We start from the raw sequence: 14554 nt of genomic DNA on the forward strand, positions 1-14554 counted from the left end.
AATGGATTATGATAGTATGTTTTAAATAGCTATCTACATAAAAAAATTAAATTTATGTTTTCTGTAGACGGCTGTGTCATGAAACTTTCAACACAGATCATGAGAATGAGGCTATTATAATGACCAGAATAAACGCTATTATCATATAGATAATATAATATGATATTGAACTGTTCATAATTTTATAGGCTACAAGCCTGGCAAACTTCCTATATGATTTTGCTATATTTATCATTACTAGCCAGAAAATATCCACAGTTTCTACGCCATCTTCGCTGGTATATGATGTCCTGAGCACCCTTTTAAGTATGAGCCTTATATTGTTGGAATAGTTAAATGAGTTAAAATATTCATTATGTTCTATTCCTCCATTCCATCTTTTAGCAACCCTTACATGTGGCTTTCCGAACACAAGGTAAACTATCAGAGAAAATAATAGTAGGAATATAAATATATAAAGCGGTGTTATGAGCCCGAAATCGGCTGGCCCGAAACGTGATTCAATCATTAATCCCTTGAAAACCAGTACAGAGGGTATTCCGGATATGTATTCATTTCCGATCAACAGGAACGATATGGCAAATAGAAAGACAAGTATTATCCCAGTTGCAAGGATAGTATAATTCTCCAGATTCTTTCCGGATGTTTTCTTGTGGTTATCTGTAAAGTAAAACACCTTGAGCATGGCTGCTGTGGCAAAGCCTTCTCCCATAGCTATAAGGGAGCCTGCTATTATGGATGTTATGCCCAACGGTCCATAGAGATAAGCCCCCATGAAGAATGATTCCAGTATCATCCAGGTACCCAGTCCTCCTAATGAGGGGAACAACCCGGAAAGGGATGAAAGTGCAAAAAACTTCCCGATCTGGTTTATTGTGCTTTTTTCACCATTAACCGCACTGAAATATTCTACTCCGGTATGGCCGACAGTTATAAATAAGCCGGTTTTGGCTATTGAATGTGCCATGGCGAAGATGGCAATGGATATGAGTATAAATTCTCTTAACACAGTGTTGTTCACAGCTACAAATAAACCTATTGTTGCCATCAGTGCCCCATTATTTTCTATGGTGCTGAAACCACCTAAGGACTTCATATTTTCCGATATATAAGCATATAATGCCCCGAATAGGACAGATATGACCCCTATTATTATAAATATAATTCCTATGTCTATAGAAACTACAGAAAGCAAAGCAATTTTTACTATGCCGTATACACCCATCAATGTCATTGTAGCACTGAATATTGCTGAGGTATTTGCCGGGGCGCTCCCGTGTGCAATGGGCAGCCATTCACTGATCATGAATGGGGTTAAACCCATTTTTGACATTGCGCCTATGGCAAATATAAGCAATACTGTGTCGTTAGTAAGTATTGAAAAGTTTAAAGTGCCGGTATAAACGTATGATATCACAGCAGCTGTAATTATTAAAACTGTGCTAATTTCAGAGAAAAACATGAATATATAAGCTTCCATATCATTCTTTTTGTTCACAGCTACTGTAACATATGCAGGAATAGACATGATTTCCCAGCCTGTTATGAATAAAAGGTAATTTGGGGAATAAAGTATAAGCATCATTCCAGCTATTGTCAATATGAATAATGGTGCCAGCCACCTGCCATACTTCTTTGAATATGATATGGAAAAAACTGAGGCTATTATCCACACGATTGCAGCAATAAGATAAAAATATGTTATATAGTCATAAATCCTGAATGTGAATAAAAAGAACATTGCCGATGCTATGGCAGTGAGCAAATATCCAGCTGTCCTGTACTTTATGGAAATCAGGACCGATAAAAATACAAGGATTAACGGTAAATAGTACAGTATCATCTTTTACCCCTCGCCTTTATTATCGCGTTTATTATAGAAGCAGGTGTGGGTGGGCATCCTGCAACTTCTATATCATATTTATCCATTGCCCTGCTGCCAATAATTCCTCCGGAGAGTGCACATGCCCCTATTCCTATGACTATTTTAGGGGAAGGCATAGCATCATAAGCCTCCTTTAAAACGGCTTCCATGCCATCTGTGTACACTCCCATAACAACAAGTGCATCAGCATGCCTCGGTGTATTTGACATAAAAATCTTAAATCTGTTTGTATCATACTGCGGGGAAAATAATGTTGTAAACTCAACATTGCAGGCTCCACATGTACCGGAATCTATAGGATATAAATACAGGGATTTTTCAAATATGTGTGGTGTTTCCCTATTAACTGTGAAAGTTGTCTGTTTTCCTGTGGGTTTTAGATCACATTCCCTGCAGAATATACATCTGTTCATGTCCCATTTCCCATTCTCCAGGGCATCTGTAGGGCAATCATAATCGCTCTTCCCATCAAGGAACGATGGCTGTTCAACCCTATAGCCCTCAAGCTCTTCCGTCTTTATTCTATTTTTTACCCCCTTGAGGAACCAGTTCATATAAAATTCACCTCCAGTTCAGAAATCCATATGCCAAAACTTTCCCACACAAAGAAGAAATCTGTGAATATATTGTTATTTTTCAAAGCTTCCCTGAACAGCCTTAAATTAAGGTATGAAGGCGAAACCATCTGGATATCATTTAATTTCCCATTTTCTATATTTACATAATAAAAAATATCGCCTGCAGGGGATTCTATACGGGCAGACCCCTTCCCTGAACCTGTTAATTCATTTTTTGTCCGTGTTTTAATATTCTTAACGCCATATGAATCTATAATATTTATCGCTTCAAATACCTCTTCTGATCTTACAACTAACCGGGAGAACGAGTCTGCTCCAGATTCTGTTACCGGTGTAAAATTTCTATAATCCAGCGATTTTGAATCTTTTCTTGCATCAAATTTAAATCCGGCTGCCCTGGCGGCTGGCCCGGTTGAATTCTCATTTTTAACGATTCCATTTTCCTGGATCCTATCAAGGAATATCTTGGAGGATAACAATCCATCATAAATATCACGGAACTGTTTTTCAATGGCATTTAATTTTATTGTTGAAAAATCTCCTGATACTGTTCCAAAACCATTAACAGAAAAAAAGTATCTATGGCCGAATGCCCTGGATATAATCCGTGCTACCTCTTCCCTGAGATATAGGAGCTGTTTTTCAGGAACAGCAAATCCAGCTGATTCGCACATGCCCTTTATAACATCTATATTTGATCTTATGCGCTCCAGTTCAAGTTCCACTATTCTCATGTCATTTAATTCAGAATTTTCGATGCCCAGTGCCTCTTCTACTGCCAGAATGTATCCTATGCTATTGGATGCGGCATGGAATCCATTTATCCTCTCAACTTTAAGCAATGCACGTGAAACCGGGTCTCCGAGAATTTTTAAATCGCGCTTTTTGTATTCAGGATGTATTATCACATCCCTTATTGTTTCCCCTGGAGTAAGCAGGCTGAAATTTACTGATTCCCTGAGCCCTCCTGCCGATGGACCATAATTAAAATAGATTTCCCCTGGATTTTTATCCGCAAATTGGTCTGTGTTTTCAACTGCCGGAGCTATTGAAGAGGCATATATGTCGTAGTTTTTGCTCCTTCCTATATAACGCCCTGAACTTTCTCCAAACTTATAATATTGCATGATACACCACCAGAAATACCACTCCAATAAATATTGACAATATGGCGGCTATGAGTGGCAAGGCCGTATTAATTCCAGACTGGCTGTACTCAGATTTTCCCCTGAAAATCATTTTTGAAACATTAAAATTAATTGATACAAATGCCAGGAATAATGATAAAACTATTATGACAAACTGGGCATAGAAGTGGATTGTAAACACGGAATACAGTATGAGGAACTCACCGAAGAACGTTCCGAAGGGAGGAGTTCCGGTTACTGCAAAGGATGATAAAAGCATGGAAGCTGCACTGGATCTGTTCCTTATTAATCCTGATACGCCATCGATTGATTTTGTTCCAGACATTTCATATACATTTCCGGATGAATAGAAAGCCCCCGCTTTGCCAAAACTATGGGCAAGCAGCAGGAGAAGTGAACCTATGAGCCCGGTTATTGTAAAAGTACTGAAACCTATCAACGCTATATTCATATTTTCCATTGTAGAATAAGCAAACATCCTCTTGTAATTCTTCTGGTATCCAAGGAATATTGCTGCAAAAAGTACCGATATTGTCCCCGCCCATACAAAGAGTTCCCTCATGGGGAATATTTCGTAAATTCTGTATAACACATAAAGAGCAACGGGCAACAGCACACCGGAAAACATTGCACTGACAGGTGCCGGGGCTTCGCTATGGGCGTCGGGAAGCCATGTATGTACAGGAAATACGCCTACCTTTGTACCGAACCCAACGAGGGCTATGGCAACTGCAAGCCTTACAGCTATTGTATCCTTTGCCCCATAAGCTAATATGGTGGTAATTGTAAGTGTGCCAAATGAATAATAAATAAGTATTACCGATATAAAGGCAAATGTAACGCCTGCGGATACAATAATGATATACCTCCATGTGGCTTCAAGTGAAATATCTGATTTTTCAGTGATAAGGAGCAATGCAGAGGTTATTGTTGTTGTCTCTATTCCCACCCACATAAATCCGTAATTATTTACCATGAGTGCAAATTCCATTGCAACATAAAAGAATCCCATAAGCATGTAATAAACGTTTTCTGAAATCCCTTTATTCTTTATGTTATGCACATATTTCACGGAATATATCAGGGACATAAGATATACTGAACTTACCATTAAAATGAATATATATGTGATATGGTCTATAAAGAAGAATCCAGATGGAGCCATATTAAAGTACAATGGAATCAGCAATACCATCTCTATGATTGCACCTATTATGCTTGCCTCCTTTATCTTTTTAAAGTAAGCCATAGATATAAGCGGTATTGCCAGTATAAGAATTTCATAAATCATCCTCTCAACTCCTCCACAGGCTTATGCTCTGTTTTTTCAATGCTAATTATGGAAAATATAACAACAAGTACCAGCACATCAAGAAATACGCTGCTCTCAATTATAATTGGAACCGGCAGTATGAATGTACCGAGAAGTATCAGGGAATTTTCCTCTTCAATGTATCCAAGTATCTGGGCCACCGTCCTTCTCCTTGAAGCTATTACGAAGAGCCCCTGGAAGAAAAGTAGAAGAGGAAACAGGATTATATCACTGTCAGGAAATATGTGCGACCTTATATGTATAAATGATATGGAATAGACAATGAATATTGAAATTACTATAAATGCCAGGTCAATCAGCAAATAATATGTAGTAGGCAGCTTTGATTCGTAGAGATAATTCTTGTTCTTCGGTATCTTTGACACCAGGAAATATGTAACAAGTAAAGTCCTGAGCAGAATAACCAGTGCACCCAGTATGAAGAATGTATACTGTCTCAATACAATTCCAAGGAGGAATGCAATTAATGCAATAATAAATGACTGGAATGCCTGGGTTAATACCATGGACCTCAGGTATTTATTGGACTGGATATAAAATCCGGTGACAACAATCAGTGCAGCAAGGAGATAAATAAATGTGTATATTATATTCATGTGATCACCTCTGTGAGTATCAGGAACAGAATGGAAAAGGTGAATGCAACAGCAAGGTAATCAATAACCCTGAATAGCCTGAGTTTTGCCAGTGATGTATCTATTACAAGCACGATTACTATTAATAATAGCCATTTCCCAATCATGGTAAGGGCATTCAAAAAGAATAATGGAAATGTGTTAAACATCCCCCATGGTATCAGGAATACATTTATCAGCACAGAGCCCAGCAGGTAGGTTTTCATATAGGAAGACCATTTATTTATCGCCAGTGCTTTTCCGCTGTATTCATAATCAATTCCAGAATCGATCATTCCCATTTCCTGGTTTCCTTCGCTCTGTGTTGGCATTTTTCCAAATTCATAGAGGAAAACCATAAAGAATGCAAAGATTGCAAAAATATGTACCAGAGTGAGATTTGAAAGTGGATGTGATATTAAATAATGGTTTGTTGTATAGGGATTGTTTGTCCCGCTTATCAGTGCAACTGCAAAGAATACTGTTATTAATGTGCCCTCTCCAAAGAAATTAAAGGACATGAGCCTCGATGCACCCATGGATGAGAAGTTGCTTCCGGAATCCAAAGTGCCTATAATTTTTACGAAAGCGGCAAGGGAAAATAATATGGCACCGGCGAAAAAATCACCCGATGCAGTGAATATTATTGGCTCTGTCATAAATACGGGTATAATCAGTGCAATCAGGGAATATATACCAAAGGCAATATATGGGGAATATAGAAAGAATCTGGAGGAATTTTCAGTAACTATAGTTTCCTTTTTAAGCAGCTTGAATAAATCATAATAGGGCTGAAATATGCTAGGGCCTTTTCTTGATTCAATATTGGCTTTTAATTTTTCAAATATACCAATTGCAAGTGGCGAAAATAACACAACGAATAGGTACTGCGATAGCGTCTCCATGATCAATATTAACATATGTATCACCAGTAGGCGTCATCAGCGCACTGCAATTTGGAGACGTCATTCCACACCTTAATCGTTTATCTATATTTAAATTTTATTTTGAAAAATTAATTATATGTAACGGATTACGGCATATTGAAAACTAATTATCGTGGTTATATGCATTGTGTTTTGAATATTGTACGGATGTAATAGGATTATTATACACACACTGTTTTTTTCTGTGATCAGGAATATCAAGAACAGTTAAATAATAAAATTGACTTTACTTTTATGAAGTTTGCCGTACTTATAGGATGGAACGGTTCCGTTATCCAGTCATTTTTACACGCAGGTGAGGAAACAGGCAATGAAATAAAAATAAAATATCCAAGGCTTGATCCTGTAGATAAGGAATTTATAGACTTTGTTAGAGATGCCGATGCTGTATTCATCCATCATTTTTCCGGTGAAAATATTTACAGCAATATTCTTGAAGACATAGAAAGCGTCATTAAGGGGAAGAAGAATGTAATAGCCATTGACCCGATACTGAGCAATTATTCAACGGTGAGCAAATTTGTCGAAGAAAAAGTATCAAATTACTATTTCTACGGTGGCTATGAAAATATTAAGAATATGGTATTATTCATTGAAAACACCATAACCCCCCGGCATTATGAAGAGCCGGTTGAGATGCCATTTTCCGGAATCTATGAATATGGAAATACTGAGTTTCCTAAGAAGGTAGGAATATTATTTTACCGGACAGCATGGGTAGACAGGGACACAAAAATAATACAGTACATTATAGATAATTTAAATAATAATAAAATTTCTGCAATACCGGTGTTCACAAACGGCTTTGGTGACCGGTCAAGGGGAATAATGAGTGCTGAAGAATGCATAAATACATATTTCTACAGCGATGGGAAGCCAGTTGTTGATGCAGTTATAAATCTATTATCGTTCTCCCTAATCAAGAAGGAGGATAAAAGTACACTGATGAATCTGGGTGTTCCTGTATTTCAGGGTTTAATATATTATTATAAAGAGGAAAAGGAATGGCTTGATTCTTCCGGGCTGGACGTTGTATCAACTATTATGAGTGCAATGCTTCCTGAAATGGATGGGACTATAGAGCCTGTACTTATCGGCGTTATCAAGAAAATTTATGATAGAGGCGCTATATACAGGGAACTCGTTCCCGTTAAGGAGCAGGCACAATATATGATTAACAGGATCCGGAAATGGGTCAACCTGCGCTATATGAAAAATTCTGAGAAAAAGATAGCTATTATACTGCACTCAGGCTCATCTTTCAAGGATCTGGAAGCCAATATCGGTACAGCAACAGGCCTGGACACGCTTAATTCTGTATCCAGCATAATGTCATTACTCCGCGAGAATGGATATAATATAGATTACCTGCCGGAGAACGGCGAATCTCTTATTAAAACAATAATGGAGAAAAAGGCAATACCTGAAGGAAAGTGGACGCCTGTTGAAGAAATAATAAATAAGGGCGGATCCGTCTATGGAATGCCAGTAAAAGAGTATATGAAATTTTTCCGCGAATTGCCAGAGGATTCGCAGGATATGATAATCAAGCGCTGGGGGGAACTTAACACTGAAAGGGACTACATGCTACTTAACGGTACCATGCATATTCCCGGGATCATATCAGGGAATATTTTTATAGGCATACAGCCAAAGAGAATTACATTTGCTGACAATGATAATAGCATCAGGTCAATACATGACTCCCTGACGCCGGTTACCCATTACTGGCTTGCATTTTATAAATGGATCCAGGAAATTTTCAGGGCAGATGCAATAATACATGTTGGAACACATGGAACACTGGAATTCACGCCGGGGAAAGGCCTCGGGCTATCACCATCAGATTTTCCGGAGATTTCTATCGGTGAGATTCCAAATCTATACCTTTATTCCACAAATGTTCCCGGAGAAGGGATAATAGCTAAAAGGAGAAGCTATGCAGTCCTTCTTGATTATATTACTCCGCCAACAGCCTACGATGATGTTCCCGATGATATAAAGGAGCTAGAAGACCTCATAGATGATTATGAGGAAACAGAAAAGGCAGAGAATACATCAAGGGAAACCATGATCCTTGAGAAAATCCAGAAGATTTCAGATAAAATTGGCTTATCCATAGATTTTAAGGATGCACATAAAGCTACGCATGAAATTGAACACCGCCTCAATCTCTTCAAGGATTCCATAATCAGCAAGGGATTATATATCTACGGAAAAGATATTGACAAAGATGATTTAAAGGATTACGTTACAACTGCCACACGTTTTGACGAGTCACTATCCAAAAAATATGGCAAGGAAGAAGCTGAAAATCAAATAATGGCCTATTTAAATGAGGGTACACCAATTCCCGAACTCGAAACCGGAATAATAGAAAAACTAAAGTTTTCGCCTGAAAACGAAAAGAACAATCTCCTGATGGCATTGAATGGCAAATTTATAGAACCCGGAGTTTCCGGGTCGCTCACCAGGGGAAGGTATGATGTATTGCCGTCAGGTAGGAATTTTTATGCCGTTGATCCGTTCAAGATACCCAGCCATTCAGCATGGCAGGTTGGTGTAATACTGGCAAACAAACTCATTGAAAATGAATACAAAAAAAATAATAAATTTCCGGAAACCATTGGATTTGTTCTCTGGTCTACCGATGCATACAGGTCAGATGGGGAATTGATATCCCAGATACTATATACAATTGGTGTAGAACCTGTGTGGCAGGAAGGGACAAAGAAGGTAAAGGATGTTAAGCCAATACCCATGGATGTCCTTAAAAGGCCCAGAATCGACGTTGTGGTAGAATCCAGTGGCATTGTAAGGGACAATCTTTTCAATATAATAGAATTAATAGATCTGGCAATAAAAAAGGTATCTGAACTGGATGAAGATGATGATGTAAATTTCATCGTCAAGCACCATAAGAAATACGGGCACCTTGATAGAATATTTTCTTCGAAGCCCGGTTCCTACGGTTCCGGGGTTAACAATGCAATAGAATCATCAAAATGGGAAAATGAGAATGACCTTGCGGATGTATTTACGGAATGGATGGGATACTCATATGGCAAAAACAACTTTGGAAGAGAATCAAAGGATGAGCTGCTTTCAATCTCTAAGGATATAGAAACTATAATACATAAAAGGGAAATCGATGAGATAGACATAAACGACGATTCGTGCAATTATTCCTATGCAGGCGGCTTCTATCTTATGGCAAAGAAAAGCGGTTCAAAGCCATCGCTTATGTTTGAAGATACATTTAATCCCAATAAGCCACAGGTAAGGACAATGAAAGAGGAAATAGAGCGTACTGCTATTGGGAAATTGTTGAATGAAAAATGGATTGAAGCACAGAAAAATTTCGGCTATAGAGGTGCTACAGAAATGCTGAAGAAGATCGAGCATCTATACGGATGGGGCGCTACCACCGGAATGGTGAACGACAATATTTTCAATAATATAGCTGATAAATTTGTACTGGACAGGGAAATGAAGGAATGGTTCAAAAAAGAAAATCCATGGGCACTTTCAGAAATTACCTCAAGAATGATAGAGGCATATAAGCGGGATATATGGCATGCAAGCGATAGCATGAAGGAACAGCTTGAGGAAGAATATATGGAAATAGAGGGGGAGAACGAATGAGGACATACCCATTTCCTTTTTCTGCCATAGTGGATAACGAAGACATAAAACTCGGGCTTATTGTAAATGCAATAGATAGCAATATTGGCGGTTTACTCATAACAGGCCCAAAGGGCATAGCCAAATCAACAATGGTGCGTGCACTGTCATCCATACTTCCGGAAGTTAAGGCGGTTAAGGGATGCAGGTTCCATTGCGACCCTGATGGGGATCTGTGTGACGAATGCCTGGAAGCCCGGAAAAAAGGAGAGCTTAAAACTGAAAACATGAAGATAAGGATAATAAATCTGCCCAATAGCACTACCCTTGACCGTGTTGTCGGGTCACTTGATATATCCCATGCCATAAAAGGTGAATCTGTTCTCCGTGAAGGTTTGATAGGCGAAGCAAACAGGGGAATATTGTATATAGATGAGGTTAACCTCCTAGATGATTCTATAGTGGATTCAATACTTGATTCAGCTGCTTCCGGGATAAATATCGTTGAAAGGGAGGGAGTATCTTACACACACCCTGCCAGATTCATCCTTGTAGGCACAATGAATCCTGAAGAGGGGGAACTAAGGCCGCAATTGCTTGACCGTTTTGGCATCTCTGTTGAAGGGAAAATGCCAGAATCGCCGGAAAAACTTCTTGATATAGCCGATCGTGTTGAAGAATTTGATAGTGATAGGGAAAGCTTTATAGAAAAATTCAGGGCACCGGATCGTGAAATTCAGTTAAAGATAGTTAATGCAAGAAAACTGTTGCCATATGTGAAAATAAAAAGGGAATACAGGGTTTTTGTAGCAGATTTAGTGATTAAAAATTCCCTGAGCAACAGGGCCATGATAAGCACTGTAAAAACTGCAAAAGCAATAGCTGCATATTACGGCAGAACAGAAGTGAATGAAGATGACCTGAAGAAGGCACTGCAATTCGCCCTTAACCACAGGATGAAGGAAAAAGGGAAGAGCAGGCCAGATTATAATTTTAATGACCCGGGCAATAATGGAGATAACACGGGCGATAACCAGGAACAGGATTCTGCCAGCAATCAGCCCACTCCTCAGGATCAAAAGAATCATGAAACAGGAAAAAATGGAAAGGAGAAGCAGGAGAAGCAGCAGAAGCAGAAGGAAAACAGGGAAAGCACAGTACATAATCTTGAAGTAGATACCGGCAAAAAAATAGAAACAAAAAAATCAGGGCGTAGCGGAAGAGCAAAGCAATTCAGGCATAGAGGCAGGAAATCAGGAACCTACATGGATATAAGGCATTCACTTCTGAATACATGGAGTTCGGGCTTCAGAATGATAAATGAGAAAACCATTGTTATGAAAGATTCCTACTCAAAAGGCTCAATTCCATTTATAATAGCCATAGACTCGAGCAGGTCAATGAATTTCAGTTCAAGAATTGAAATCGCCAGAGAATTTTCAGATATGCTGCTCAAAAAATTGTATATTATGAGAAGCAGAGTTGCACTTATAAAATTTGCAGGCGAGAGATCGGAAGTATTAATGAATTTCTCACGCAATTTTACGGCGTTGAAAAACATTATCGATAATATTTCCAGTGGCGGAAAGACCCCACTGTACGATGCCCTTGAGAATATATATAAATTATCTTCGTATGAAAAATTAAAAACGGTATCACTTCTGGTAACGGACGGAAGGGGAAATGTGTTTCCAGGAAATGCAAGGGAAAACCTGATGGAAATATCTAAGAAAATTAAGCCATTGTCAAGTATGTACATAATCGATAAAAATGACAATAAATTTCTTCCAACATATAACGGTATAATATCATCATACGCAGGGGCAAAAATAATAAATAATATAGAAAATATAAAAATAAATTAATATTCTATGTACCCGGACGCGGAATCCTCCAGAGACATTTTCTCTGATTCTTTGGATTTGTAGATAACTCCAAGGGCAATAAGAATAAAAATCAGGGTAAATACAGGATAAAGTACATAAGACACACTGCCAAGGAGGTCAGATGCGTATGGAGCAGGCCCTCCTATGAATGAATTGCCATACTGGTAGCTGGCTGAGTTCCCTGAATACCTTACATTCGTGGGAAAAATTTCTGAAATCATTGCACCTAAAGGTGAATAGCTGAGACCATGCGCAATTGCAAACAGGGAAAGGAAAACTACAAAATACCCGAAGCCAACCAGGTAGATGGAAGGGAATAAAACAATCAGTGCAAGTATATTGGCACCGGCTATAATTGCCCTTCTTCCACGTTTATCCGACAACTGCCCGCCTACAAATACAAAAATTACGTCAATGATCCCAAATAATGCAGTACCTATCAGCCCATCAAAAACCGATATCTTATTCAGTGATTCGAAGAGAACAGGAAGAAGTGATATTGCAAAGTAGAAAAAGTTGCCGGAGGAACCTGCAAGTAGTGTACCTGCAATTATCTTCTTCCAGTGTCTGGTAAACAACTCTTTCTCGGGCGATTTTAGAATCCTGTTCTTCTTTTTTTCCGCTTCGAATACCGGCGTCTCTTTGACCTTCAGTCTTATAAATACTCCGATAACAACTATAACAAAACTGGCCACAAATGGAATTCTCCACCCGATTGAATACATAAAAGAATGTGGTGTGTATGCAACAAGTGGCAGGAATATTGCTGTTCCCAGGAGTAAACCTATACCAACTGTTGACTGGACAAAGGAAGAGTAGAATCCTCTTCTCTTCTTGAATGTTTCAAGTGTAAGAAGCATAGCTCCACCCCATTCGCCACCCAATCCAAATCCTAATACCAATCTTAGAATAACAAGCAATACTATGGCAAATACACCTATGCTCGCCTCAGAAGGAATCAATCCGGTAAGCCCGGTGGATATTCCTGATATCAACAGTGTTAACAAAAGTATCTTTTTTCTTCCAAGCCTGTCTCCGAAATGTCCGAATACATATGCACCCACTGGCCTTGTAACAAATCCAAGTGCAAATGTGAGGAGTGTTAGCAGAACTCCTTCGGCCACAGTCACATGGGGGTAAAATGTATGTGCTATGTATATGGCTCCGGATGAAAAAATAAAAATACCGTACCATTCTATTATTGTGCCAATCATCGATGCTGCGATAACATCAGTTTTCTCACTCATAAAGGTGGAATATCGTTAAGTATATAGAATTTAGCATCAAAATACCATAAAATTTATATTACTACACATATATTTCCGTCATTTCGTTGATCCCGTGATAGAGATACCGGTTGAAATATATCCAGTGGTTAGACATTAAATAAATTGGAATATAATGCTTCCTATTTATTAGTACCACTTACATTTTTATTCCCTGGATATGACCTATTTTAAATTTCCATATAATTTCTATGGTCACTTTATTTATTTCACCAATGGCAACTGTCAATCCTGATTTCAAACTATCTTTGTAACCCTGTGTTGAAGAATTGTGCAGCTGGAGTTTTAACATGAATAAATGGCAATTCCATAGACCCGCGTTAGTGTAGTTCATAAAAGCAATTATTTGTTTTAATATGCATATTTTTTGAAATTCCTTAATGTTCATGTTTTCTAATGCTAAATATTTATATTGCAGTTTATAATACCTTGCAGAAGTGAAGGAGGATTATCATGGAAAACAGTTATGTAAAGTTTGAAGCTCCCGAATCGTTAGTCAAAGATGCATTGGATTTTGTAGAAAATTCCTACAGATCTGGCAAGATTAAGAAAGGGACAAATGAAGTAGTTAAGTCTATTGAGAGAGGAGAAGCAAAGGTAGTTGTAATAGCAGAGGATGTTTCACCCCCTGAAGTTGTTTTTTACATACCGGTCCTTTGTGAGGAAAGGAAAGTCCCGTATACATATGTAAAAAATAAGAGTGACCTTGGACTGAAAGTTGGTATTGCATCTGCAGCATCAATAGCAGTGGTTGATTTCGGTAAAAATGAGGATGCATATAAGGAACTTATATCATCAATAGAAAATGCAAAAGCTGGAAAGGAAGAAAAGAAGAAACCTGCAGCCAAGTCAGAGAAACCAAAAGAGGAAGCAGTTGAAGCTGAGGCTGCAGAAGCACCTGAAGCAGAAAAAGAAGCCAAGAAGGAAGCAAAAAAGGAGCCAAAGAAAGCAAAAACTTCTGAATCAAAGGAAACAAAGAAAGCCCCTAAAAAGACTACAAAGAAGAAAGAAGATTCAGAAGAAGATAAAGAGTGATGCATTATGGCAGACGATGCAACTCCAGCTGAAGTAGTCGAATTGATGGGAAGAACCGGGATGACCGGGGAAGCCACAACAGTAAAAGTAAGGGTACTGGATGGAAAGGACCAGGGCAGGATAATTGCCCGGAACGTTCTCGGTCCCGTTAAAGTAGGAGATATACTGATGCTCAGGGAAACAGCAAGGGAAGCAAGAAGATTATCAATAAGGTGAAT

General features: G+C 38.5%; 11 protein-coding genes and 1 pseudogene. 4 read left to right on the top strand and 8 right to left on the bottom strand.

Annotated features, from left to right (window positions below):
• Positions 1-97: 97 nt before the first annotated feature.
• Genes FACI_RS07970 through FACI_RS07995 form a run of 6 tightly spaced genes read right to left on the bottom strand, consistent with a single transcriptional unit; the run spans position 98 to position 6478 of the window.
• Complete coding sequence (locus tag FACI_RS07970; protein ID WP_009887636.1) at positions 98-1843, bottom strand: proton-conducting transporter transmembrane domain-containing protein; 1746 nt, start codon at positions 1841-1843, stop codon at positions 98-100.
• Entirely contained in the window at positions 1840-2439 is a 600-nt protein-coding gene (locus tag FACI_RS07975; RefSeq protein WP_009887637.1) for an NADH-quinone oxidoreductase subunit B family protein, read from the bottom strand. The genes FACI_RS07970 and FACI_RS07975 overlap by 4 nt, the downstream gene beginning before the upstream one ends.
• On the bottom strand, positions 2436-3590 hold the full coding sequence (locus FACI_RS07980) for an NADH-quinone oxidoreductase subunit D-related protein (protein ID WP_009887638.1): 1155 nt from the start codon (positions 3588-3590) through the stop codon (positions 2436-2438). Before FACI_RS07980 ends, FACI_RS07975 begins: the two co-directional genes overlap by 4 nt.
• Positions 3577-4902 carry a proton-conducting transporter transmembrane domain-containing protein gene (locus FACI_RS07985; protein ID WP_009887639.1) on the bottom strand — a complete coding sequence of 442 codons (1326 nt, stop codon included), beginning with the start codon at positions 4900-4902 and terminating at the stop codon, positions 3577-3579. Before FACI_RS07985 ends, FACI_RS07980 begins: the two co-directional genes overlap by 14 nt.
• Positions 4899-5540 (bottom strand): hypothetical protein, encoded by a 642-nt coding sequence (locus FACI_RS07990; protein WP_009887640.1) that lies wholly within the window; start codon positions 5538-5540, stop codon positions 4899-4901. Before FACI_RS07990 ends, FACI_RS07985 begins: the two co-directional genes overlap by 4 nt.
• Positions 5537-6478: a respiratory chain complex I subunit 1 family protein gene (locus FACI_RS07995; RefSeq protein ID WP_019841725.1), complete on the bottom strand. Its 942-nt coding sequence runs from the start codon at positions 6476-6478 to the stop codon at positions 5537-5539. The genes FACI_RS07990 and FACI_RS07995 overlap by 4 nt, the downstream gene beginning before the upstream one ends.
• Positions 6479-6739: 261 nt before the next feature.
• On the opposite strand from FACI_RS07995, the gene FACI_RS08000 reads away from it, so the two are divergent.
• Positions 6740-10150, top strand: coding sequence for a cobaltochelatase subunit CobN (locus FACI_RS08000; protein WP_009887642.1), 3411 nt, complete (start codon positions 6740-6742; stop codon positions 10148-10150).
• Positions 10147-11994, top strand: coding sequence for a VWA domain-containing protein (locus FACI_RS08005; RefSeq protein WP_009887643.1), 1848 nt, complete (start codon positions 10147-10149; stop codon positions 11992-11994). Before FACI_RS08000 ends, FACI_RS08005 begins: the two co-directional genes overlap by 4 nt.
• Here the strand turns inward: FACI_RS08005 and FACI_RS08010 are convergent.
• Together FACI_RS08010 and FACI_RS08015 are read right to left on the bottom strand one after the other, a co-directional pair.
• Positions 11991-13262, bottom strand: coding sequence for an MFS transporter (locus tag FACI_RS08010; RefSeq protein WP_009887644.1), 1272 nt, complete (start codon positions 13260-13262; stop codon positions 11991-11993). The genes FACI_RS08005 and FACI_RS08010 overlap by 4 nt on opposite strands.
• Positions 13263-13440: 178 nt before the next feature.
• On the bottom strand, positions 13441-13635 hold the full coding sequence (locus tag FACI_RS08015; RefSeq protein WP_148285749.1) for a hypothetical protein: 195 nt from the start codon (positions 13633-13635) through the stop codon (positions 13441-13443).
• Positions 13636-13754: 119 nt separating this feature from the next.
• On the opposite strand from FACI_RS08015, the pseudogene rpl7ae reads away from it, so the two are divergent.
• Positions 13755-14114 (top strand): annotated as a pseudogene (gene rpl7ae, locus FACI_RS10505) (50S ribosomal protein L7Ae); the annotation flags it as partial.
• A gap of 228 nt (positions 14115-14342) precedes the next feature.
• Complete coding sequence (locus FACI_RS08025; protein ID WP_009887647.1) at positions 14343-14552, top strand: 30S ribosomal protein S28e; 210 nt, start codon at positions 14343-14345, stop codon at positions 14550-14552.
• Positions 14553-14554 lie beyond the last annotated feature (2 nt).

The sequence above is a fragment of the Ferroplasma acidarmanus Fer1 genome, from assembly GCF_000152265.2.
In the GTDB taxonomy this organism is placed as follows: Archaea; Thermoplasmatota; Thermoplasmata; order Thermoplasmatales; family Thermoplasmataceae; genus Ferroplasma; species Ferroplasma acidiphilum.

What these genes read in the sequence shown, in the direction of transcription:
- FACI_RS07970 (WP_009887636.1), bottom strand. Translation starts at nt 1,843, where the DNA reads ATGATACTGTACTATTTACCGTTAATCCTTGTATTTTTATCGGTCCTG.
- FACI_RS07975 (WP_009887637.1), bottom strand. Translation starts at nt 2,439, where the DNA reads ATGAACTGGTTCCTCAAGGGGGTAAAAAATAGAATAAAGACGGAAGAG.
- FACI_RS07980 (WP_009887638.1), bottom strand. Translation starts at nt 3,590, where the DNA reads ATGCAATATTATAAGTTTGGAGAAAGTTCAGGGCGTTATATAGGAAGG.
- FACI_RS07985 (WP_009887639.1), bottom strand. Translation starts at nt 4,902, where the DNA reads ATGATTTATGAAATTCTTATACTGGCAATACCGCTTATATCTATGGCT.
- FACI_RS07990 (WP_009887640.1), bottom strand. Translation starts at nt 5,540, where the DNA reads ATGAATATAATATACACATTTATTTATCTCCTTGCTGCACTGATTGTT.
- FACI_RS07995 (WP_019841725.1), bottom strand. Translation starts at nt 6,478, where the DNA reads ATGTTAATATTGATCATGGAGACGCTATCGCAGTACCTATTCGTTGTG.
- FACI_RS08000 (WP_009887642.1), top strand. Translation starts at nt 6,740, where the DNA reads ATGAAGTTTGCCGTACTTATAGGATGGAACGGTTCCGTTATCCAGTCA.
- FACI_RS08005 (WP_009887643.1), top strand. Translation starts at nt 10,147, where the DNA reads ATGAGGACATACCCATTTCCTTTTTCTGCCATAGTGGATAACGAAGAC.
- FACI_RS08010 (WP_009887644.1), bottom strand. Translation starts at nt 13,262, where the DNA reads ATGAGTGAGAAAACTGATGTTATCGCAGCATCGATGATTGGCACAATA.
- FACI_RS08015 (WP_148285749.1), bottom strand. Translation starts at nt 13,635, where the DNA reads ATGAACTACACTAACGCGGGTCTATGGAATTGCCATTTATTCATGTTA.
- FACI_RS08025 (WP_009887647.1), top strand. Translation starts at nt 14,343, where the DNA reads ATGGCAGACGATGCAACTCCAGCTGAAGTAGTCGAATTGATGGGAAGA.